This window comes from Bradyrhizobium sp. UFLA05-153 (genome assembly GCF_054185185.1).
Map to the genome: position 1 here is coordinate 129,673 of NZ_JBBIAM010000004.1, position 22,338 is coordinate 152,010.

Genomic DNA, 22,338 nt, shown 5'->3' on the forward strand with positions numbered 1-22,338 from the left:
TCGGGGTCAATTGTGGCCGGATTGCCTGCCCCACAAATGGCGCGGTGGATAATATTCAGCCGGTCAGGCGTGCGACCGCGTCGGCCAGCGACATGGTCTCGCGCGAGCCGTCGGCGCGCCGCTTGATCTCGACCTTGCCGTCGGCGAGGCCCTTGGGCCCGATCATGATCTGCCAGGGGATGCCGATCAGGTCGGCGGCAGCGAATTTGGCGCCGGCGCGCTGGTCGGTGTCGTCATAGAGCACGTCGACGCCCTTGGCCTGGAGCTCGGCATAGAGCTTTTCGCAGGCCGCATCGACGGCGGCATCGCCCTGCTTGAGATTGAGCACGACGGCGCGGAACGGCGCCACCGCCTCGGGCCATTTGATGCCGGCCTCGTCATGGCAGGCCTCGATGATGGCGCCGACGAGGCGCGAGACGCCGACGCCGTAGGAGCCGCCGTGGATCGGCACGTCGACGCCGTCGGGACCCGCCACCGTCGCCTTCATCGGCTCGGAATATTTGGTGCCGAAATAGAAGATCTGGCCGACCTCGATGCCGCGGGTGTTGAGCCGCTTGGCTTCGGGCACCTCCTGCTCGAAGCGCGCGGCGTCGTGCACGTCTTCGGTCGCGGCATAGACCGAGGTCCACTGCTTGATGATCGACGTGAGATCACTCTCGTAGTCGACGTCCTCGCCCGGCACTGGCAGATCGAGCACGTCGCGATTGATGAAGACGCCGGACTCGCCGGTCTCGGCGAGCACGATGAACTCGTGGCTGAGATCGCCGCCGATCGGGCCGGTCTCGGCACGCATCGGGATCGCCTTCAGCCCCATCCGCGCGAAGGTGCGCAAATAGGCGACGAACATCTTGTTGTAGGCGACGCGCGCGGCCGCCTCGTTGAGGTCGAAGGAGTAGGCATCCTTCATCAGGAATTCGCGGCCGCGCATCACGCCGAAGCGCGGACGCTGCTCGTCGCGGAATTTCCATTGAATATGATAGAGATTGAGCGGCAAGTTCTTGTAGGACTTGACGTAGGCGCGGAAGATCTCGGTGATCATTTCCTCGTTGGTCGGCCCGTACAGGAGCTCGCGCTTGTGGCGGTCGGCGATGCGCAGCATCTCCGGACCATAGGCATCGTAGCGGCCGCTCTCGCGCCAGAGATCGGCGAGCTGCAAGGTCGGCATCAGCACCTCGATCGCGCCGGAGCGATCCTGCTCCTCGCGCACGATCTGCTCGATCTTCTTCAGCACACGGAAGCCGAGCGGCAGCCAGGCATAGATGCCGGCAGCCTCCTGCCGGATCATGCCTGCGCGCAGCATCAGGCGATGCGAGACGATCTCCGCCTCTTTCGGATTTTCTTTCAGGATGGGCAGAAAGAACCGGGACAACCGCATGGATACACTCGAAGAATCAGTGAGGGGTTGCAGTGAAACCGGATTGGGAGCGAAAACACAAGACCGGGTTCGAAGAAAACCCGCTAACGCGGCGAAATTCCTGTCATTTTTCTGTTTTCTTGAAGTGCCGCTTGAACACGCAGGGGGCCGCTTTCGGAACCCGGAGGCGAGGTCTTCAGCGCGGCGCGACGTCGAGGTCGTCCTCGAGTGTGACCTTCTCGAAATCGGTCACCAGCGCGTCGATACGCAGATGCCAGCGGCCGGGGTACGGCAGCTCGACCTTGCGCACGTGCCAGTAGCCGTCAGTGCCGAGCTCGGCGTCATATTCAATCGGCTCGATGCCGCGCTCAGGCAGGCTCAGGGTCAGCGTCGCCTCCTTGGCGGAAAGCGGCGCCGCCTCGCCTGTCATGAGCTGGAGGACGAAGTCGTCGGTGCCGGCCTTGCCGGGCGACACCAGGACCTGGAACATCGCTTTCTCACCGTGGATATGGACCGCAAGCGGCGTCTCCGGGACGATGGTGCGCGGCGGCGGCGTGAAGCGCCAACCGGCGACGACGGCGAAGACGGCAAGCGCAAGCACGCATTCAGCAAGGATCGAGCGCCTGAGAGCGGAGGCTGCCTTGAGGTTCTTGGCAAGCGCCGGCGTGAGGCGAAAGCGGTTCAGTGCGGCGAGCGCCAGCAGCGCGGCGACGAGCGCGAGCTTGATCGAGAGGATGATGCCGTATCCGGTCTCGACCAGGGCAGCAAAGCTCTCGAGCTGAATGATCGCCAGCGTCAGTCCCGTCAGCGCCAGGATGGCGACGACCGGCAGCGCAATGCGGGAGAACCGGTTCAGGATCGGCAGTGTGGCGGAGGTAGGCCTCGACACCAAAACGGCCAGCGGCGCCAGCGCGCCGGTCCAGAATGCGATGCCGAGGCCGTGGAGGAAGACCGCCGGCCGCGTCAGCGCCTCCGGCGGCGCAGTCGCGGCGTGGCCGGTACTGGCGAGCGACAGGCCGACGCCGGCGAGTGCGATGGCCGAGAGAATGCGCGCGCCCTGCCCTCCGCGCAGCGCGATGCCGGCGACCAGCATGGCGGCGATCGCGACCAGAAGCGCAAGACCGGCACTCGTCGTGAATGCAATCGTCCAGGGCGCTGATGTCAGAAGTGCGGTAAGCGACAGACCGAGGAGATCGAGCCCCAACAGGGGAAGCGAGGCAATCGCACTCAGCATGCCCACGACAAGCGCCGTGCGCGGCAAAACCATTCCATTCGTCGATCGCGCGATCCAGATCGCAAAGAACACGCCGCCGACGCCCGCGAAGAGCCCGAGATAGAGCCCTATCCGGGTCAGCCAGATCAGCGCGTTCACACCGCTATCCACACCCGCGGGAACTTGCGTCGCGGACGGCGCGCCGATCGAGAAGATGACCGATCCCGCCACGGGATGGCCATCCTGCGAGATCACGCGATAGCTGACGACTACCGTGCCCTGCGGCAGGTCCTGTGGCATTCCGATCGAAATGGTCTCGCCGGATGGGCTGACACGCGCCTCCTCGCGCACCTTTCCGGTCCCGTCGATCAGCCGGATCGCGCCGGGCGTCACCGCCTCATTGAAGCGCAGCTCGACACGCTTCGGCGCGCTCGCAACTATGCTGCCGTTGGCCGGCTCGACCGAGACCAGCGCCGCATGCGCCCACGCACCGGTCGCAAAGCCGATGCAGAGCAGCAGCGTCGCAAGCGCGGCGAGGACACGCATCAGGACTTTGGCAGCAGCTTCACGCCGGGCGCGGGCGATTTGCCCTCATGCGAAGGGGCCGCCCCCTCAGGGATCTCGATCCAGCGGCTGACGCCCTTCTCGCATTCCTGCACGACCGGGAAATACAGCGTGGTGTTCGGCTTCAGGCTGTCGGTGAGAAACGTGCTGATCACGAACTCATCATAGTTGTGATCCGGCAGCTTGCCGCCCGACCACACCACTTCCTTCGGCCCGGACGAGACCTTGTTGCCATGGTAATCGTATTCGCCAGTGTACTTGCCCTCGACGACGTCGACGCTCCAGCCGGACTTCGGCATCGGCTTCACGGCGATGACGCCTTCGGGGATCTGCACGCGAATCTTCACTGTCGGTGAGCCGGCGCAGCCATGCGGCACGGTGAACACGGCTTTGTAGGAGGCGCCGACTGTTGCCTGCTTGGTCTCCAGCGAGACATGCGCTGCCGCCGGCGATACGGCCAGCGCGGCAATCAGGATCAGGCAGGATCGCATTGACATGTTCATGTTCGGTCTCCCGAAAGAGCAGATCAAGCTCATCACATCTTCATTCCCGAATGATCCGGCATTTTTTTCCTATCCATGTGTCCGCCATGCTCGCCGCCACCCGGTGCCTGCGCGCCGACGGCCTGGACGTCGAGCGTAATGGCCACCTTGCCGGCCTTCTCAAACTGAAGCGTGACCGGGACCCTGTCGCCCTGCTTGAGCGGCCCCTTCAGCTCCTGCATCATCAGATGATAGCCGCCCGGTGCGAGCTTGACGGTCTTGCCCGGTTCGATCGCGAGGCCCTTATCGAGCGGCCGCATCTTCATCACGCCGTTGTCCATCGCCATCTCGTGGACCTCGATCTTGCCGGCGATCTCGGCCGAGACGCCGACCAATTTATCCGGCGCACTCCCCTTGTTCTCGATCGTCAGATAGCCGCCGGCGACCTTTGCGCCGCCGGGCGTGGCACGGCTCCATGCCTGCGTGATGACGAGATCGCCGGCCTTGACGTCGTCGGCGCGGCCGGGTGCGGCGAAAGCCAGTGCCGAGAGCGCTGCTAGCGCAAGGATGCGTGAGAGCTTGTTCATGTGGCTAGCCTTTCTTTTCATCGTTGCGTCCATCCCGCCCGTCAGAACGTGTACTTGCCGGCAAGAACGAAGGTACGTCCCGGGAACGGATGGAACAGGAAGTACTGGTAGTTGAAGAGATTATCGATGCCGAAATCGAGCGAGAAATTCTTCATAGCATTGTAGTGGATTTTCATGTCGACGACGAAGAACGGATCGAACGCCTGGTACACGTGGGGAACGACGTCGGTATTGTCGAGGGTCGCATACTGCTTGCCGGTGTAGCGCGCGGCAACGGTGTAGACCCAGCCCTCGTTCGGACGATAGCTGACGCCGACTTTCGCGCGCCAGTCCGGAACATACGGCACGCGCTTGCCGACGACGGTGGTCGTTCCCGTCCAGCTCGGATCCGAGATGATCCTGGAATCGACGTAAGTGACGCTGCCAAAGAGCTGCAGCCCGCTGAACAGGACATTGTCCTTGTCGGCCGACAATTCGACCCCTCGCATGCGAATGGCGGCGACGTTGCTGACCGCCGTCTGGAACGACTGGTTTCCGGCCACATCAGTCACGGTGGTCGTCTGCGAGATCAGCGCGTCGTTCGTGCGTTCGCCGAAGACCGTGAACCTGATCCGGCCGTCCTGCCAATGTCGTTCAAGATTGAGTTCGCCGGTGAAATCCTGCTCGGGCGCGAGCCGCGGGTTGGCAAGGTAAGTGATGTTGCTGACGGAGATGTTCTGATAAAGCTCCGTCACCGTCGGGTAGCGATATGCCTCGCCGAAATTCGCGGTGATGTTCCAGTCCTTGTTGGGATCATACGACAGCGAAGCCTTCGGCGAGAAATTGGTCGACGAGAGCGAGGGCTGATGCCTCGTCGTCACCGAGGTGATGGCGCCGGCGCCCGTCGCCGTCGTGTTGACGTTTAGGCCGTCGAGCGCCTGCCAGGTCTCCAATCGTCCACCGAGGGTCAGCTTGACCTTCGGCGTGATCTTCCAGGCGTCCTGAACCCAGAGTGCCTCGGTCCGCGTCTCGCCGACGCCCGTTGAGTAGAGCAGCCCGTTCCCCGTCGAAGGAGCCGTATACCAAACCGTGGAGGCGTAGACGGGGTTCTCGAGCCTGTAGCGGTCGCCGTGAACGCCGAAGCTGACCTCATGTGAACCGTCAATCCCGTCGGGACGCCAGACGCCCTTGGCATCGGCGTTCTGCCAGTTGGTACCGTCCATCCGCGTGACCTTGCCGTTCAGCGAGTAGCCGAGCCCGGGCGACGCCACGACGGTGTACGGATTGAGAAGAATATCCTGGAGGTAATTGTAGCTCGATGCCGAAAGATCAAAATCAAAGACGCCCTTGGTATCGCTCCGGAGTGAGAACGCGTTACTCACATGAAGCTCATCCCAGGTGTATTTGTTGGGAGCAAATCCCGAGAGACCTGCAAATGTCGGCTGGCCCGTCACGGTCGATCGCAGATAGGTCTGCGGCTCCGAGGTCTGGTGATTATTCCAGACTGCGAACGAATAGGTCGCCTGCACCAGCGGGGTCAGGTCGTAAGCCAGCCTGATATTCGCTGACGTCTGCTGAGAGTGTGCCACCGCGCCGGCGCCGACGACGTCAGCCACCCCGCCGGTCCGACTCGGTGCGATGAAGGTGCCTGTCGTCTTGGCCGGGACCGAGCCATTCGTCACGTAGCTCAGCGGCTGCTGATAGCCGTCGCGATAGTTGGCGCTGATGAGCCACGAGAGCGCACCATCGCGGTTGCCTGCGGCCGCACTGGTCTGGCTGGTGACGTAGGTGCTCTTGGTGCCGTACTGACTCCAAGGCATCACCGAGACCGTTTCCTTGGCCGTCGCAAACGACTTGTCCGGCATCTTCGAGGTCATCAGCAGCACGCCGCCGATCGAATTGCCCGGATAGGCCGCGGCGAACGGACCGTTGAGGTAATCGACCCGGCCGATCGCCTCCGGCACGATCAGATTCCACTTCGGCGAGGCGCCCGAGTTGTTGTTACCGGTCAGCGCCGAGATCAGGAGCTCGTCGTAGTAGACGAGCGTGCGCGCGCTGGAATTCAGCCCCCAGCTTCGAGTCGCCAGCACCGCCTGGTTATCGCCGTCGTGCCGTTTCCGCACGAACAGGCTCGGCATGTATTTGACGGCATCCTCGGGATCCCTGAGGTTGATCGTCTCGTCGATCTCCTTGGCGGTGATGCTGAACGAACGCTGAGGCAGTTGATAACGCACCGCTGCCGGCGGGATCTCCAGCGAGGCACGCGCGGTGCCGGCGCCCTGCCCGCTGGTGGCGACGGCCGCAGGAGGCGCTCCCGCGGAGCTTGCAGGTTTCGCGCTCCGGTTTCGCGCTGCCGCGGATTGGACGGCCGGCTTGCGCGGCTTATGTGGTGCCACAATTGGCGCATCGACCGTCACCGGCGGCAGGGCGCTTTCGCTGCTCTGGGCGGCGGCTCCGCCCGTCGACGCGAGCAGCGCGACCTGAACGGCAACGACACTCACACCACAGCGGGCATGACGAGGTAACATGGGAATTTCCTGACGCCGGCTTTCTCTCCGGCCCTTCGGCGGCATCAATCGCCGGCGGACGAGCCGCGGCGGTCACGAGGGGTCTTCAGGAAAATTGAGGGGGTGCGCGCGCCTGCGCGTTGGAGCCGGCGTGGGGCAAGGCGACACGATCTGCCACGTCGTGCCACGCCACGCGTTCGGCAGGTCGGACGGGTGCTGCGAAGACGGTCTGCGGCGCATCGAGAGACGCGCTCGCCTGCGCCAGGCAGCAGAGCGAGCAAGCGCCAGCATGTGAGCCGGGCACACTGGTCCGGTGGTCAATGCCCGCGCCTGAATCGCCACTAGCGTGGCAGATGACGGCGTTCTGAAGGGGATCGGCGACCGCAATACCGGCTGCCCAGCAGGCGGCGATCGGCGCCAGCACCTGCATCGCCAAGGCGATCAGGACGATAGGTAAGTATTTTTGAAGCCGCGCCCGCATCCGCCGAACCATTCGTTCGCTTACTACCTAGACACGATCCGCCGTGGAGTCGAGATCGCTCTTTCACCAGATTGACGCAGAACAACCATCAGTTCACCAGGTGTATCGCGGGATGCATCGTGCCAAGCATCCCAACAATGGTGAGGATGGCAAGGCCGAGAGCAAGCTCGATCGTGCTACTGCCCGTAAGCCAGCGCAACGCGTGCCCGTCCTGGACAAGCCGCGGCGTCAGCACAAGCCGGTTGACCAAAGCAAGCACCAGCATAATCGCGAACAGGACAAGCTTGAGCAGCAGCAGCCGTCCATACTCGGTGACGACCAGTGCGTGCACCGAGCCCACCAGGATGGCAGCATTGATGAATCCCGTGAGCAGCAGCGTTGCCACGCTGACCATGCCCATGATCGAAAATCGGCTCACGACGTCGCGGGCGAGCGCAATCGCCTTCTTTCGGCAGGCCGCAGCCAGGAACAGGATGAATGGCGCCAAGCCACCGATCCAGGCCGCGCTGGCCGCCAAATGCAGCGCATCCGCGGCAAGATGCAGGTACCCTGCCTCGCCGGTGGTCGAGCCGGCATGGCCGCTCCAGGCGAGGCTTGCGGCAAATGCGAGCGCAGCGGCAAATCCACCCCACCGCGCGATCGCCATGCGATCATAGGTCAGGCAAGCCGCCAGACAGATCGCAAGACCTGCTCGAAGCGTCGTCACCAGGCCAAATTGCGTTTCGTTGATCACCGTCGACAACACATCCGCCGACATTGCTTCATCGAGCGGCATCCCGCTCATCGAGGCAGCCTGAAGCAATAGCCAGATCGCGCCGGAGATCACCGCGAAGCCAAGACCGAGCCACGAAACCCACAAGGTGGGAGCCTCGAACGACACGGCCGCGGCCCGCTCCGAGCGGGCGACGGGCGCAACGATGACGGTCCGAAACATGACGTCTCCAACCGTGATCGCGGTTGCCGCGAAGTGCACGGCGCGCGTCGCGACCAACGGTGCTTCCGCTGCTGACCAGTCCATCGGCGGTCAGGCCTTCATGGACCGACCTGGAAGGTGAAGCTGCCGTCCGTCGTGTGGGCGTCCACGGACAGCACGCGCCAGTTCACGTGGTACGTGCCTGCCCCTCCAGACTTCAGCGGGATCGACATCTGGTTACCGCTGACGCGCGCCTTGCCGGCTTCGACGCGTTGACCGGAGGGACCCGTGACGCTTATCGAGCTGAACGCGGCCTCCAGCTTCTGCGTAAACCAGAGCGTCACCTCTCGCGGGGGACTTGCCACCTTGTTGCCGACGCGCGGCTCGGCGTGGTCGAGCTCGGCATGGGCGCTTGCTTGGCCAGGGGCCAGCGAAGCCAGCAAGAGGACCATGAACACTATCACTGAACTGAGGGATGAGCGTCGCATCGGTCAATTCCTCGCGAAGGGGTTGGCAGATTGGACCGGGCCACCGAAAAGCGGCTTGCCGATGCCGCGAGGATCAATGTCGTCGAGATAGAAGTGCAACTGTCCGATCACGCCGACATGCGTCCCACTTTGCCGATTGATCGGAATAAGCGCCTCAATACCCACCTGATACTTGTTGCCGATCCAGAGCACGCCGGGATTAATGGTGCCTGTCGTCATCGTGCCCGAGGTGAGCGTGTTCGCCACCGGCGTTTGCAGGTTGAACTCGACTAGCGGGATCAGATGATTGATGAATTCCGGAAGACCGAGATCGATGACCGAAGATTTCAGGTACGGCATGCTGTACTGGATCGTTCCGCCCCAGTTCAAAACGCGGGGGTGGAATTCGGTATCGGCTGTCAGGTCGCCCGTATCGGGGTCGATCCCGAACGTCGTCGTAAAATTCCTCGCCGGAATCGCGTAACCGAACTGGCCGGTGATAGCCACCGGTCGCAGCCACGAGAACGTGTCCGGCAGGTCGCCAAAGCCTTTGCCGAACCACAGCATCGGCGAGTAGGTGTGGAACGGATCGGCGCCGACGTTTTGCGCGCCGGTGCCGCCCCATTCGACGCTGAGGCCGACCGACATCACGAACTCATGGGTGGGATCCCTGAAGACTCGATATTTGAACGTCGTCTCCAGGTTCTGAAAGCCATTGGCTCCGGGGATAGTTGGATCGGTAGGATTCAGAAACGTGTAAGTCGAGCCGAACGAGATCGCGAAATCTTCGGTGATCCGTTTGGAGAACTCGCCGGAGATGTCGTGCTGCCGAACGGGCGGGACATCGCCGGTCTTGAAGCTGTCGACCGTTGGGATCGACAGTTCATCGTTGACGCCGGGATCATCGATGCCCAGCGTTGCCGGGAAGAAGCGGTTGCCAACGATCTCGTGAGCAACACTTCCCGAATGAGGGACGAGCGCAAGGGCGAGCCCCAGAAGGCCCGCACGTGTAAGACAGATGGACATTTGAGAATCTCCGCGATGTTGACGTGCGAATTCGGCGGCCGGTTGGCCGCCAGGCTCACGTCAGTTGCGGAGGCGCTCGTGCGCGTGCGTTGGATCCGCCGTGCGATGTGACCGCGGGTGCAGCCTGCTCATGCCACACCACAGGTTCAGCGAGCCGGAACAGATTCGCGAACGTGGCCTGCGGCGAATCAAGCGACGTATTGGGCTGCGCCAGGCAGCAGATCGAACAGCTTCCGGCATGTGTCGCCGGCACATTGGTTTGGCCGGCCGCACCTGCGCCCGGTGCATCAGCGCTGTGGCAGATCACCGCACTCTGGAGCGGATCGGCGACCGCAAGATCCGCGGCCCAGCAGGCGGCAACCGGCGCGAGCACCTGCATCGCGAGAGCCAGCAGGACCAGGGGCAGGAATTTTTGCAGCCGCGCGCGCATTTGCAGAACCATTCGTTCGCCTAACAACTAAACACCGCGCCGAACCCGAGTCGAGGTCACTTCGCCGGTCTGCTTGCGCGATCACAAATTTCTGGAAAACTGTGTTCGCTCCGCCCGCCCGACGGGTGACGGTCCGGCGTTTGAGGCAGAAGCGAGGCCGCCCTATATCCACAGATTTCATATATTTGTCATATACTTAGGGGGGCAAAAAGCCCGATCATTTCGTGAACTGCTCGAATTTTGAACAATCGTTGCCGAAAATGATGACAAGTGAGAAAAGTTGATCTAGCATCTCTTTGCTCAGGCTGGCCGCGAGGTCGAAGTCTGGTGGTCCAAGTCTCGGGAGGAGCCCCTGGCGCGCAAAACGCAGCGTCGCCCCGTCAATCAAGATCAAATCTCAGAGATCGGGGATAATAGGGTCGACACAATTTTTGAGCGGGGCTAGGGCCCCGCTCTCTTTTTTTGTGCGGGCACCCAACGCGGATGAACGCTTCAGCCAATCCGATCGAGAGAAGCTTCGAACTTGCAGCGACGCGCTGCGACGATCTGACACCACTCGTCTATCAGCGGCTGTTTGCCGAGCATCCCGAAGCACAGGTGATGTTTCGCAAAGACGGCGGCGACCTGGTCCGGGGATCGATGCTTGCGCTCACGATCGAGGCGATCCTCGATTTCGCCGGCGAGCGCCGTGGACATTTCCGCATGATCCAGTGCGAATTATCCTCGCACGACGCCTACGGCACACCCCAAGAGTTGTTCATCGAGTTCTTTCGCGTGATCCGTGATGTGCTGCGCGAGCTGCTGGGCAACGAATGGTCCCCTGATACGGATGAGGCCTGGAAGAAACTACTCTTGGAGATCGCGGGCCTTGTCGGCAGTCCCGCGTAACTCTCTTTGCGTTGCACCAAGGCAGGCGTCGCTGTCGCCATTGCAGAACGGGTAGCGTGAACTCGTCGATTGTGAGACACTGCCTGCCTTGGTAGCGCAAACAATGACGCCGCCAACGATAAAGTCATGGGAGCGAGCGATGTCCGAGACGAAAGATTTCTCGACAACCAGGCGCGATCTTCTTCAGGCGGCAACGACCGCCGGCGCCGCGGCGGCCATCCTCGGCGGCATGGGGATCAACCCTGCACTTGCAGCCGAGATGGGACGTTCGGAGAAGCCGTTGAAGGCGGCATTCTCCAATGCAGGCCTGCAGGCCACCTGGTGTGCCCAGGGCAAGCAGGCTGCGGAATTCTGGGGCAAGCTGTTCAACGTCGATGTGACCTGGTTCGACGGTCAGCTCGATGCGGTGAAGCAACGCGCGGCGATCGACAACATGGCCTCGCAGAAGTGGGACTTCGTCGCCATCCAGGCCTTCGGCATCGGCACCCTCACCCAGCCCGTGCAGAAGATGATCGATGCCGGCACGCCCGTCATCGACATGGACACGCTGATCGCCCCGCTCGATCAGATCAACGTGCATTCCTTCCTGGCGCCGGACAACGAGTTCATGGGCGCATCCGTGACGCAGGCGCTGTGCAACGCCATGGGCGGCAAAGGCAAGATCATCATGACGCAAGGCGCGCTCGGCCATACCGGCGCGCAAGGCCGTGCCAAGGGCTTCAACTCGGTCGTCAAGCAATTCCCCAACATCGAGGTGCTCGACACCCAGCCGGCCGATTGGGACGTCTCCAAGACCGCGCGCCTGTGGGAGACGTATCTGACGAAATACCCGCAGATCGATGCGGCCTTCTTCCACAATGACGACATGGCGCTCGCGGCCGCCAACATCATGAAGGCGCACAACCGTGCAAACATCCTGATCGGAGGCGTCGACGCCATGCCGCCCGCGATCCAGGCGGTGAGCGAGGGCCGCATGTTCGCGACCGTGCGCAATCCCTCCTGCCGCATCCATGGCGGCGCCATCATCGCTGGCGTCGCCGCGGTCGTTGGCGGGGAGAAGAGCGGCCAGGGCATTCCGAAGAGCGTGGTGACGGATGGCCCGGTCGTGACCAAGGCGAATGCCGCCGGCATGCAGTGGATGGAGGATCACTTCCTGATCTGATTCCTCCATGCCTGAAGGCCGTTCGCCGATCCTGGAACTACAGGGCATCACGAAGAGCTTTGGCGGCGTCGAAGCGCTTCGTGGTGTCGACTTCGCGCTGTACGCCGGCGAGATCCATGGTCTCGTCGGCGAGAACGGCGCCGGAAAAAGCACGCTGATGAAGATCATCGCCGGCGTGCACACGGAATTCTCGGGGCGCTTCCTCGTCGAAGGGAAGGAGACCCGGTTTCGCTCGGCCCGCGACGCGCACGCGGCCGGCATCGCCATGGTGCATCAGGAGCTCAGCGTCGCACCCGATCTGACGGTCGCCGAGAACGTCTTCCTCGGCAACCAGCCCACCAACCGCCTTGGCCTCGTGCAATGGCGGCAGATGGCACGCGAGGCCGGCGAGCAGCTCGCCCGCTTCGGCATCGACGTCGACCCGATGTCGCGGCTCGGCGACCTCCCGATCGGTCTCCAGCAGCTCATCGAGATCGCCCGCGTGCTGTTCTCCGGCGCGCGCATCGTCATCCTGGACGAGCCGACCTCCGCTCTCTCCCCGCCCGAGGTCGAGCGTTTGTTTGCGACACTCCGCCGATTACGCGACGAGGGCACTGGCATCGTCTTCATCTCGCATTTCATCGAGGACATCTTGCGCGTGTCCGACACGGTGACCGTATTCCGCAACGGACGGAAGGTCGCCGAGACCCCGGCTTCAGCAACCACCAAGGGCGCCCTGATCGAAGCGATGATCGGCCGCGGCGGCGAGGCACTCGAGCACAGCTATACCGACGATCTCATGTTGCCGGCCGCGAATGGGGGCCCGGTCGTCCTGAAGGTCGATCAGCTTTCGCTGGCGCGCAGCCTCCAGGACGTCTCGTTCGAGGCGCGTTCAGGCGAGGTGCTCGGCATCTACGGCTTCATGGGCTGCGGACAGCAGGAGCTGTCGCGCATCCTGTTCGGCAAGCTCAAGCCGGACTCTGGCGCGCTGATCGTCGACGGATCGCAAAAATCGTTTGCCTCGACCGCGGCCGCGCGGCGCGCGGGCGTGGCGCTTGTGCCCGAAAGCCGGCGCGCCATGCTGTTCCACCAGGAGCCGGTCTACAAGAACATCTCGATCAGCATTCTGGATCGCATTTCGGCCATGCTGCTCAAGCCCGCGCAGGAGCGCGACATCGCTCAGCGTCAGGTCGAGCAGTTGCAGATCAGGCCGCCGGTGGTCGGCCTCGACCTCGGCATGCTCTCTGGAGGCAATCAGCAGAAGGTGGCGCTGGCAAAATGGCTGACCTATCCGCCGCGGCTCCTGGTTCTCTGCGAACCAACGCGCGGCATGGATGTCGGCGCCAAGAACGACGTCATCAACATCGTGCGCGACCTTCGCGCCAAGGGCCTTGCCATCATCGTGCTGTCGACGGAGCCGGAGACGGTGCTGTCGCTGGCCGACCGCATCCTCGTGCTCAAGCGCGGCACGGTGGTGCGCGAATTCAAGAACGAGCCGGTCAGCAAAGACCGCCTGTTGGAGGCGGCGTGACGGAGAAGCACAATGGCGAGCAGTGAAGCAGTTTCCGGAGCGGCCCGCCGGCCTCGCGGCATTGGCTCTTTCCTGCGCTCGCAGATGCGCAACATCGCGCCGTTCCTGACGCTGATCTTCCTCAGCCTGTTCTTCGCCTTCGCAAGCCCCTCCTTCGCCACGCTGGACAATCTCGGCAACATCCTCACGCAGGTCTCGGTGACCGGCGTCATCGCCGTCGGCCTCACTTTCGTGATCCTCTGCGCCGAGATCGACCTCTCGATCGCCAGCATCGCCAACGTCACGGGCATTGCGGTCGCCTATTTCACCGTGCAGGAATCCTACGTCAACATCGCCAACATCCCTCTCCCCGGCGCCGCCGCAATCCTCCTCTCGCTGCTGCTCTGCGCGACTCTCGGGTTCGTCAACGCGCTGGGGCTGACCGTGATCGGCATCCCCTCCTTCATCATGACGCTTGCGATGATGCAGATCGCGGCCGGCATCTCCGCGCTGCTGGTGCGCGGCCAGATCGCCTACAAGGTGCCTGACCTGATCGCTACCCTCGGCTCCGGCTCGATCGGCGGCATTCCCTGGATCGTCATCGTCGCCGCGGTGATGCTGCTCGCCGGACACCTCGTGCTCACGTACACGCGCTTCGGCCGCTACGTCTACATGGTCGGCGGAAACCGCGAGGCGGCCGAATATTCCGGCCTCAACGTCAAGCTGATCCTCGGCGTCGTGATGGTCATTTCGGCGGTCTGCTCAGGGATCGGCGGCATGCTCGGCGTCGCCCATTTCGGCAGCGCGCAGCAGAACGAGTTCGACACCTATCTGCTCGACTCCATCGCCGCCGTCGTTGTCGGCGGCACCAGCCTGTTCGGCGGCCGTGGCGGCATCGGCAACACCATCGTCGGCCTGTTCGTGCTGGGCGTGCTCAACAACGGCCTCGACCACGTCAACATCGACAGCTTCCTGAAGATCCTGATCCGCGGCCTGATCCTCCTGGCGGCGCTTATCATCAACGTCTACGCGCAGCGGCTCAGGGAGAAAGCGGCGGAGTAGCGGCGCGATCGGCGTCACTTCAAAATGTCGAAAACAACCCCATGCAAAGTAGCGAGTGACGGTAGAGGCAAATTTCGTATTTTACGAAATCATTTGACACGTCAGCCGGGAGAATCGGAAATTGCAGTTGTTCGCGCCGCCAGCCAACGTTTGTGTCCTTTCCAGGCGGATGCCACGCGTTGCATAGGCGTCAAAATCAAGCCCACAAATGTTCGGCAAAATTTCTCTATCTCCATGACGAGCCGCGAATTTGCAAAAGCCGCAAGCTTTGTAGTTGATGCCGAATTCAAAGTTGTCGCCCGGGCCCGGCTCGACGAAATCGTAGACGAAGTCTTCCGGAAACTCTTCCTGATGGCTATTGGTGGTGCTTTTTGTCGCCTGCTCGCGCAGCAATGCCTGATTCTCTGACGACATGAACTGACGCCCCGAGGCGAGACGTTCCGCTTCGGGTACTGTGAGCAATTGAGCCTTGTAGGTTTCCCGCTCGATTTCGCCGATCACGGGCAGCGGCACGCCGTGTCGCCGGAGCACTCGGCTGATGGCCATAAAGCCCATGAGACGCATGAAAAAATCGCTCATGCGACTTGCCGCGCCTCCGACATAGGGCATCTGGGTGAGCACGATCTCGAATTCGTCCATCACCTCCTGCCTAATCCCATCGATATTGGATAGATGCGCACGCTCGCACAACATCGCTTCGGCAAGATCGAGGCGATGGCGCATGGCGGCCTCCATTGCACCGCGATGCGACTCGTAAAAAGGATGAATGATCTCAGTCATCGGACACCTGACACAATTGGCCTATTGCAAAGTCGGCGAGAGCTGGCTTCATTCCGCAGCAATCGCCTCGATCTCCAGCAACCATTTGCTGTCGACGGTTTCAGCGATCATGACCGTCGACGCGGGTTCATGTCCCTTGAGCATCTTGCGACGAACCGTGCGGTTGGCCACCACCTGATCCCGGTCGGTCAGAAACGTATTGATCTTCACCAGATGCTCGACGCCGAGGCCGGCGCCAGCGAGCACCTCGATGACGTTGCGCCAGGCTTGCTCACATTGCGCCTCAAAACCTTCAGGCACGGTGCCATCGGATGTCTCAGGCACCTGGCCGCTGATGAACAGCAGGCGGCGATGCTGCTTCAGTTCAAGTCCCATGCTGTAGCCACCGGCGGGAGCGTGGACCGTTGCGGGATTGTGGCTGACGATATGAGCCATGTCAGTTTGCCTCCTGTTCGACGAATTCCAGCCTATTCGGCGACATCGCCGCGGGGCAAAGCATTGTTGCTGCGGTTCAGCACTAGAAAATCTATTGCAAGGCCACAGCTCATCCGTGTCAAACTGCAGCGCGATGACCTACGCCCTTCCGCCGCTTAACGCGCTCCGCGCATTTGAGGCCGCCGCGCGGCACCTCAGCTTCAAACTGGCCGCGCATGAGCTGCACGTCACGCCCGCCGCCGTGGGGCAGCAGGTGAAGGCGCTGGAGGCGCGCCTCGGCGTACGGCTCTTCGAGCGATTGCATAAGCAACTCATCCTGACCGCGGCCGGTCAGGCCTATCTGCCCGGGATATCCGATGGCTTTCGTCGCATTGCGGAGGCAACCTCGCAATTGAAGCCGGCAGGCGCGGTGCTACTGCAGTTGGGGGTCCATGGCAGCTTCGACCTGCGCCGCCTCGAATTGGCGGAGTTTCGCAACGCGCATACGGACATCGGTTTGCAGGTGCTGCAGCCTGCCGGCTTGCACGAGTTGGTCGAGGGCAAGATCGACCTGCTGATTGCTCGCGGTCTCGGCCACCATCCGGGCTATCGCTGCGACCGTGTCAATGAGGGATCCGGTCTGGGCGATTGGCTGATCGCCCCTGAAGGCACCGCGGATTGTCCCGAGATCGTCAGCTTCCGCGAATGGCTGCGCGCCCTGCCAGCCAAGGCCCCGCTCGCAAACCACCGCGGCCCTCGTCTCGTGGGCGTTGTCGGAAGTTGAGACGATCGCCAAGCAGTAGGAATTCGGCATCGAAGATCCGGAAGTGCACCACAACGGACGCCCCTCTTTCCCACGGACGTCCCCCTCGCTCGAAGCCAATGCCGTCTGACCAGCATTCTCCTCACTTCGCCAACACCTCACCGAATGCCCGTCGGGACGCGTTTCAAGCGATGGGCCGAGCTCGCGACGACACACGCCTTCGGCGCAACGACAGCGAGGGCTGAACGCACATCCGTCCGGCGGGCTGAGCGGATTGGGAAGGTCGCCCCCCTGTCGTCGCGAGCGGTGCATGGCGCAGCGGATCGGGGATGGCGGAGATCAGGGCTTGCGTGGACATCGGCCACGACCATTCCACAATATCCGTCAGGCTCTCAGCGCTCCCACCGTTCGCCAGGCCGAGACAACGTCGTCATTTGAATCTCCCTCAAACTAGCATATTATCGCTCAAGGGTTGCGAATGTATTCGCTTCTCGCATAGCATGACGCACAAAGATAGATCAACTTATACGTGCTCACCTTTCCACTGTGAGGAACCCCCGCACTATCGATTGTACGGCTCAGGCGACGAAGACGGAGCTGGGCCACGACTACCTTTGCGGCGCAGCGAACGTTAGGTCGACGACGGGGTATTCCTCTGCGAGCAGAGGTCATAGTATCTTTAGGCGACATTCAACCATGAGGGGAATATGGCGAAGGTAAAAGACGAGGGCGGCAGCCCCCTAGCCAAGGATTTCGTTGCAGTTCGTGTCAATGTGACCTCGTCTCAACTGGACCAGGTCCTGACGGCGCTCGGCATTGCAAAGAAGCATAGGGCCAATTTTGCTGCTGGCAGCGTGTTCATCGTGCAAAAGAGGAAGGCGGCGGCGAGAAAGAAATCGCAACGGCGACCAGCAAAAAAGAAGTAGGCGTGACCGAAATTGACGAGTGACTGGAAGCTTACTTCGGTTCTTAGACGCTCGGGATCTCTCAAACGGTCTCGATGGATAAAGTCTCCAGCCTTTGAGGGAGATATTGGCGCGTTCAAGCTGCTATCGAGTGAAGCGCCCATCTCTTTGGAGCATCCATCCGGCAGGTCGATGGCAATCCTGCCGGGTGACATTTTTCTTGCGACGCCAGGCCATCGAGAGTCGACCCGATGGGTCGTGGGCGGCGTTCCCAAGGAAGGACTTCTTCCAGACAAGGAGTATTCGATACTATCGAGCTGCGGAATTATCGGCGAGCTCGTCGGCTCGTCTTCACAAAGGAAAAACCCCCTCGGTAAAGTCGAATTTCTTGGAACGTTGGGATCGAACAAAGCAAATATTCGGGATTTCTCGGCAATCAGCAGCGAGGAAAGCTCGGACAAGGGCGCCGAGCTCTACCTGATCGTCGGCACTTCCGCAGAAGTCGGAAAAACGACGGCCGGGCTCACGATCTTGCGGTCGCTTCTTCATCAGGATTATTCAAAGGTCGCAGTCCTCAAGGCCACCGGGACCTCGTCCATCGTCGAGCTCCTGACGTATCGGGATTTCGGCGCTTACAGCGCGCTGGATTGCGTCGACTTCGGCCTTCCGACGACCTACCCCTCCGAGAGAAAGGACATTGCACCGGTATTCGATCGCGCAATTCAGTACATGCTCGGATTGCCCGCTCAAGCCGTGTTGATCGAGTGCGGTGGAGACATCCTGGGCGCAAACGTTCCGATCTTCCTCGAACGTCTCAAGCGAACGCGGGCTGTTGACAAGCTCGTGCTCGCCGCGCCGGACTCACTGGCGGCGTTTGGCGGGCTCCGTATCCTGGATAAACTGGGCTTCGCGGTGGATCTGCTGACCGGCCCCTGCACCGACACGCCGACTCTGCTGGAGAGGACACAGAAACTGTGTGGGATTAGAGCGATGAACATGTTGGGCCACGTCTCCGGCGGTGCCCTTTGATGTTGGCTCAGGTCCCTCGGGCCTACTGACGCACCTTGACGCGTGCACTGATCGCCCAGAAATGTCTTAGTCGCGTGATGCGTACTTGGTCGCAATGATCTGAAAGTGCGCGCTTCAGATCATCATCGGCAGGATAGTTCTTAACAATTTCGTAGAGAACATCGTCCTTACCCACCCTTATCTCGTATCTATCTCCGAAGCGATCAAGCCTCGAGATTGGGTTCTTCGCCGTACCTCTGCGGTAGACTTCATCAACCAGCAGGAGCTTTGCGCCCGGCGCAAGCCGCGACAAGAATTGCGCAATGAACTTTTCTTGCTCCCGTTGCTTCAGATGCGACCACCAAAGGACGGCCATTCCGACCTCGAATCTGGTCTCGAATGCGGGCAAGCGAAATGCATCGGCGGTTACAAACGAGACCTGCGAACCGAGGCGCCGCCCAGCTGCAACGGTCAATGTATTGGCGTTGTAGTCGGTGGCTACCACCTGCCTGGCCGATCGAGAACACACTTGCGTCCAATAGCCCGTGCCTGCAGCTACCTCCAACACGGTCTTCCCCTTGACGTGCCGCGTAACCCATCTCCGTAACCAGGCAAGATCTGCCTGACGCCGGCGCAGTTTGTAAATGTCATCGTACTCAAACGCTCGATGCTTGTAGTACGTCTTGATTGCGTCTGTGCCGCTGCGGATCATGACTCCTGTCGATTTCAGCATGGGAATGCCTCAATCCTCGGCAGGATTTCTGGACAAGCGCGGTGCGCCAATAACGGCCGTTATATCTGCGAGAAGCTTTGAGGCCGTTTTGAAATCCGTCGTCGATTGACCTTCGGTCAGGCCGGATAGAGCCGGCAAAAGGACGTTGTACGCGGCGTCGTCTTTGCCTTCCGCATGCCAGCATGTTGCCTGGGCGGCGGCGGCCCTCAACTCCCAGAGCCTTGCTCCCTGCTTTCTGGCCGTCGCTACCGCTTCGGAAAGCCATTGGTCTCTTTCACCGGCATTTGCGGAGCAAACCAGCGCCCGCATCCGCATGATTTCTGACTTGCACCAGATCTCACCCGTTTCCTCCGCCAGCTGGAATGCTCTCTCCAACAGCATGAACGCCTCAGCACTCTGCCCCTGCTCGTGGTGCACTTCCGCAGCCGCTGCCATGAAGAACGGCAGGATCACCGAGTGACCAGCCTCGTGCAGCTCCTCAATATGGCTCCTCATGGCTTCCAGGTGACTTACAGAGGCTTCAGTCCGCGACAATGCCCACGAGTGAAAAAAGCCACCTTCACGCGTCCCCAGAAAGGTCTCGTGGTCTCTGTTTACTTCCAGAAGTCGTCCGGAAAGCGCTGCGCAGCCTTCCACGTCTCGCCACATGATGCGCTGTACGCAAGCCCTCCTTAGGGCAAGCACCAGCGTTATGACATGTTTGAGCGATTCCGCATGCCTTACGCCTTTCATTGCCGTTTCGCAGCCGGATTCCGGATAGCCCATGGCGGTCTGCGACATTCCGACTATCGTATACATGGACGCCTTCATGTCCCTGCTGGCCAAATTGGCATCAGGGCCATCCCGATCGACTTCGTAGTCGGTCAGCAACCTGGAGAGGATGTCGCAGGTTTCGCCAAACTGTCCACGAATGAAATGCGCCAATCCGGCGGCCCGGAACGACATCATTTTCGATTGGGAGTCGGCTAGTTTTGCATCCTGGTGAAGCTCGCGAATATCAGCGGCGCAGCGAGACAAGCTCTCTGCATCCGAGTGAGTGAAATGATAATTGATCAGACCGTCATAGACTCTCAGGAGAGATACGGTGTCACCGGTATGCAGGCTCAGTGTGCGAGCTCGCTCATAACAGGTCAGGACCTCTTCGCTGCCCGATCCTCGAAGATCTATGAGTGCCCGCCCGAGCTGCAATCGCAAAAACAGCTCTCGCTCAGCGCTCTCTGCCCCCGATGGAAGCAGGTCTTGCTGACGAAGCGCATTCTTCAAATGGCTGGCTTTCTCGGCCAGCGCGGAGCGACCGGATGCTTTTTCCGCGGCGAGCAAGCAGTATTTTATTGATCGGTCCGGTTCACCGGCCTCTTCAAAATGAAGCGCCAGAACCTCGGCGTTGGTCATCGGACTATGTTCAGCGGCTCTTTCCAAAAGTGTAGCAAGGCGTAGATGCAGGTGGCGTCTGCGGTTACGCAAAATGGAGTCATATGCCGCATTCTGAACCAAAGCGTGCTTGAATGAATACGAGCTGTCGGGCGCCCGCCCGCGACCATTCACAAGCCCCGCCGCCGTCAGCTCGTCGAGCGCCGCAATCAGAATGCTCTCGTCCAAGTCACTAATGCTTTTTAGAACTTCGAATGAAAACTCCCGTCCTATTACCGATGCCGTCTGAGCCACTTCTTTGGCATTTGGATGACGATCCAATCGCGCTGTCAAAGATGCATGGAGCGACGGAGGGACCAGCGCCGAACGTCTCACACCAACTTTAAGCCAGTCTAGTTGGCTTTCCAAAACTGACTTGGTCAGCTCCTCAATATGCAACGGCACGCCATCAGAGCGGGATATGATTTCATCGACCACCTCTGCCGATAGAGCATGCTCGCCAGATACGGCATCGACGAGCAAAGCTGCGTGCCGCCGATCAAGCCCCGTCAGGATCAAGTCGGTTACCTGTGGACGGGTAATCCAGGGCGGTCGGAACTCCAAACGACTGCTGGCGATCAACATCAGCGGAAATTGGTCGATTTCATCGATCAGCCTGTCTATCAGATCCAACGTAACTTGATCTGCCCAATGCAGGTCTTCAAAGACAGCCAGCCTTGCGGATTGAGACGTCTGCATTCTCAGCAACCGAATAATCGAAGCCAAGGTCAGGTCTCTTTTCCTGCGCGCCGATAAATCGAGCGGCAGGCCTGGCGTTGGCATGGCAATCGAAAGGAGATCACCAATCAAGAAACCATCAAGCTCCGTAGCACCGTATTCCTCGAGGAGAAGCGCCAGTTTCTCCGACCTTACCGGCATGGAATCTCCGCCTTCAATCTTCGCTGCGAGCTCGATGTGGCGGATGATTGGGTAAAGCGGCGCGTCCTGCTGGTGGGCTGAACACGAAAACTGCAGCGGAGGAAGTCGATCTCCTCCCTGACTTGCATCTTCAAGGACTGAAATGAGCCTGGATTTCCCAATCCCTGCTTCACCGATCAAGAAACACACCAGCCCTTGACCGGCGATAACCCGCTCCCATCGACGCAGAAGCAGGCCCTTCTCTTCCGCGCGGCCGATCAGAGGCGTCTCACTCGAACGAAGAGCTTTGAAACGACTCTCGATGATATTTTCCTTGGTCACCGCCCAGGCAGTTACTGGCCCCTTCAGACCTTTCAGATCCAAGGGGCCCAGGCGTCGGTACTGAAACATCTCACCGGTAAGTCGACGTGTCGCCTCGTCGATAACCACCACGCCTGTCTCGGCGATGGATTGCAGTCGCGCTGCGAGATTCGGAGTTTCGCCGACCGCAGTTTGAGAATCCCTGTCCCCGTCGACGATAGCACCGATAACGGCGATACCCGTCGCGATTCCGACACGACAGTTAAGCGAACCGGGAGGCCCCGCCGGGCTGCTCAGATGATGAACGGCCTCAACCGCGAGCAAGCCACTTCGCACGGCGCACTCGGCGTCGTCCTCGTGTGCGCGTGGATAGCCAAAATACGCGAGTATGCCATCGCCAATGTAGCGAGCGACATATCCTCCATTTTTGGAGACCAGATTCGTGACACATTGGTGGTGAGCGGAGATCACTTCGCGCAGATCTTCTGGATCCAATCTCGTTCCAAGCGCGGTCGACCCGACCAGGTCGACGAACATGACCG

General features: G+C 61.1%; 21 protein-coding genes and 1 pseudogene. 7 read left to right on the top strand and 15 right to left on the bottom strand.

All coding sequences use genetic code 11. The annotated features are described in order from the left end of the window. Positions 1-55: 55 nt before the first annotated feature. The 10 genes from proS to Q2941_RS04355 all read right to left on the bottom strand — a co-directional run bounded on the left by proS (position 56) and on the right by Q2941_RS04355 (position 10,003). A complete protein-coding gene (gene proS, locus Q2941_RS04310; protein ID WP_254112185.1) occupies positions 56-1,375 on the bottom strand; it encodes a proline--tRNA ligase in 1,320 nt (439 codons plus the stop codon). A 175-nt stretch (positions 1,376-1,550) separates the two neighbouring features. Further along, on the bottom strand, positions 1,551-3,113 hold the full coding sequence (locus Q2941_RS04315) for a copper resistance CopC/CopD family protein (protein WP_458191740.1): 1,563 nt from the start codon (positions 3,111-3,113) through the stop codon (positions 1,551-1,553). Continuing rightward, the gene (locus Q2941_RS04320) at positions 3,113-3,628 is read right to left on the bottom strand and encodes a YcnI family copper-binding membrane protein (protein ID WP_027523836.1); all 516 of its coding nucleotides are present in this window, start codon (positions 3,626-3,628) and stop codon (positions 3,113-3,115) included. The genes Q2941_RS04315 and Q2941_RS04320 overlap by 1 nt, the downstream gene beginning before the upstream one ends. 38 nt (positions 3,629-3,666) lie before the next feature. Continuing rightward, positions 3,667-4,200: a copper chaperone PCu(A)C gene (locus tag Q2941_RS04325; RefSeq protein WP_458191741.1), complete on the bottom strand. Its 534-nt coding sequence runs from the start codon at positions 4,198-4,200 to the stop codon at positions 3,667-3,669. A 41-nt stretch (positions 4,201-4,241) separates the two neighbouring features. After that, positions 4,242-6,707 (bottom strand): TonB-dependent receptor, encoded by a 2,466-nt coding sequence (locus Q2941_RS04330; RefSeq protein WP_458191742.1) that lies wholly within the window; start codon positions 6,705-6,707, stop codon positions 4,242-4,244. 85 nt (positions 6,708-6,792) lie between these two features. Beyond that, positions 6,793-7,167 carry a DUF2946 domain-containing protein gene (locus tag Q2941_RS04335; RefSeq protein ID WP_254112182.1) on the bottom strand — a complete coding sequence of 125 codons (375 nt, stop codon included), beginning with the start codon at positions 7,165-7,167 and terminating at the stop codon, positions 6,793-6,795. A gap of 88 nt (positions 7,168-7,255) precedes the next feature. Further along, on the bottom strand, positions 7,256-8,185 hold the full coding sequence (gene copD, locus Q2941_RS04340; protein ID WP_051389789.1) for a copper homeostasis membrane protein CopD: 930 nt from the start codon (positions 8,183-8,185) through the stop codon (positions 7,256-7,258). A 14-nt stretch (positions 8,186-8,199) separates the two neighbouring features. Then, entirely contained in the window at positions 8,200-8,532 is a 333-nt protein-coding gene (locus Q2941_RS04345; protein ID WP_458191743.1) for a copper resistance CopC family protein, read from the bottom strand. Positions 8,533-8,571: 39 nt separating this feature from the next. After that, complete coding sequence (locus Q2941_RS04350) at positions 8,572-9,573, bottom strand: hypothetical protein (RefSeq protein WP_458191744.1); 1,002 nt, start codon at positions 9,571-9,573, stop codon at positions 8,572-8,574. Between the two features lie 55 nt (positions 9,574-9,628). Next, the gene (locus Q2941_RS04355; protein WP_254112180.1) at positions 9,629-10,003 is read right to left on the bottom strand and encodes a DUF2946 family protein; all 375 of its coding nucleotides are present in this window, start codon (positions 10,001-10,003) and stop codon (positions 9,629-9,631) included. Positions 10,004-10,486: 483 nt separating this feature from the next. On the opposite strand from Q2941_RS04355, the gene Q2941_RS04360 reads away from it, so the two are divergent. From Q2941_RS04360 to Q2941_RS04375, 4 genes are all read left to right on the top strand, one after another. Continuing rightward, the gene (locus Q2941_RS04360) at positions 10,487-10,891 is read left to right on the top strand and encodes a globin (protein WP_254112179.1); all 405 of its coding nucleotides are present in this window, start codon (positions 10,487-10,489) and stop codon (positions 10,889-10,891) included. A gap of 139 nt (positions 10,892-11,030) precedes the next feature. Continuing rightward, entirely contained in the window at positions 11,031-12,053 is a 1,023-nt protein-coding gene (locus Q2941_RS04365; protein WP_027523828.1) for a sugar ABC transporter substrate-binding protein, read from the top strand. Positions 12,054-12,060: 7 nt separating this feature from the next. After that, complete coding sequence (locus Q2941_RS04370; RefSeq protein WP_458191745.1) at positions 12,061-13,563, top strand: sugar ABC transporter ATP-binding protein; 1,503 nt, start codon at positions 12,061-12,063, stop codon at positions 13,561-13,563. A gap of 12 nt (positions 13,564-13,575) precedes the next feature. Next, on the top strand, positions 13,576-14,604 hold the full coding sequence (locus Q2941_RS04375) for an ABC transporter permease (RefSeq protein ID WP_027523826.1): 1,029 nt from the start codon (positions 13,576-13,578) through the stop codon (positions 14,602-14,604). An 81-nt stretch (positions 14,605-14,685) separates the two neighbouring features. Here Q2941_RS04375 and Q2941_RS04380 read toward each other — a convergent pair whose 3' ends face one another. After that, positions 14,686-15,384: an L-2-amino-thiazoline-4-carboxylic acid hydrolase gene (locus Q2941_RS04380; protein WP_254112177.1), complete on the bottom strand. Its 699-nt coding sequence runs from the start codon at positions 15,382-15,384 to the stop codon at positions 14,686-14,688. A gap of 48 nt (positions 15,385-15,432) precedes the next feature. Then, positions 15,433-15,819, bottom strand: coding sequence for a RidA family protein (locus Q2941_RS04385; RefSeq protein ID WP_254112176.1), 387 nt, complete (start codon positions 15,817-15,819; stop codon positions 15,433-15,435). 133 nt (positions 15,820-15,952) lie between these two features. On the opposite strand from Q2941_RS04385, the gene Q2941_RS04390 reads away from it, so the two are divergent. Further along, entirely contained in the window at positions 15,953-16,582 is a 630-nt protein-coding gene (locus Q2941_RS04390) for a LysR family transcriptional regulator (protein ID WP_458191746.1), read from the top strand. 87 nt (positions 16,583-16,669) lie between these two features. Here Q2941_RS04390 and Q2941_RS04395 read toward each other — a convergent pair. Further along, positions 16,670-16,913, bottom strand: a pseudogene (locus tag Q2941_RS04395) (oligopeptide/dipeptide ABC transporter ATP-binding protein); the annotation flags it as partial. 355 nt (positions 16,914-17,268) lie between these two features. Between Q2941_RS04395 and Q2941_RS04400 the strand changes: the two are divergent. Continuing rightward, on the top strand, positions 17,269-17,487 hold the full coding sequence (locus tag Q2941_RS04400; RefSeq protein ID WP_027523822.1) for a hypothetical protein: 219 nt from the start codon (positions 17,269-17,271) through the stop codon (positions 17,485-17,487). Between the two features lie 171 nt (positions 17,488-17,658). Continuing rightward, positions 17,659-18,495 (top strand): hypothetical protein, encoded by an 837-nt coding sequence (locus Q2941_RS04405; RefSeq protein ID WP_027523821.1) that lies wholly within the window; start codon positions 17,659-17,661, stop codon positions 18,493-18,495. Positions 18,496-18,517: 22 nt separating this feature from the next. Here Q2941_RS04405 and Q2941_RS04410 read toward each other — a convergent pair whose 3' ends face one another. Both Q2941_RS04410 and Q2941_RS04415 read right to left on the bottom strand, forming a co-directional pair. Then, positions 18,518-19,207 (bottom strand): class I SAM-dependent methyltransferase, encoded by a 690-nt coding sequence (locus Q2941_RS04410; RefSeq protein WP_027523820.1) that lies wholly within the window; start codon positions 19,205-19,207, stop codon positions 18,518-18,520. A 9-nt stretch (positions 19,208-19,216) separates the two neighbouring features. Beyond that, a complete protein-coding gene (locus tag Q2941_RS04415) occupies positions 19,217-22,333 on the bottom strand; it encodes an adenylate/guanylate cyclase domain-containing protein (RefSeq protein ID WP_458191781.1) in 3,117 nt (1,038 codons plus the stop codon). Between the last annotated feature and the right edge of the window lie 5 nt (positions 22,334-22,338).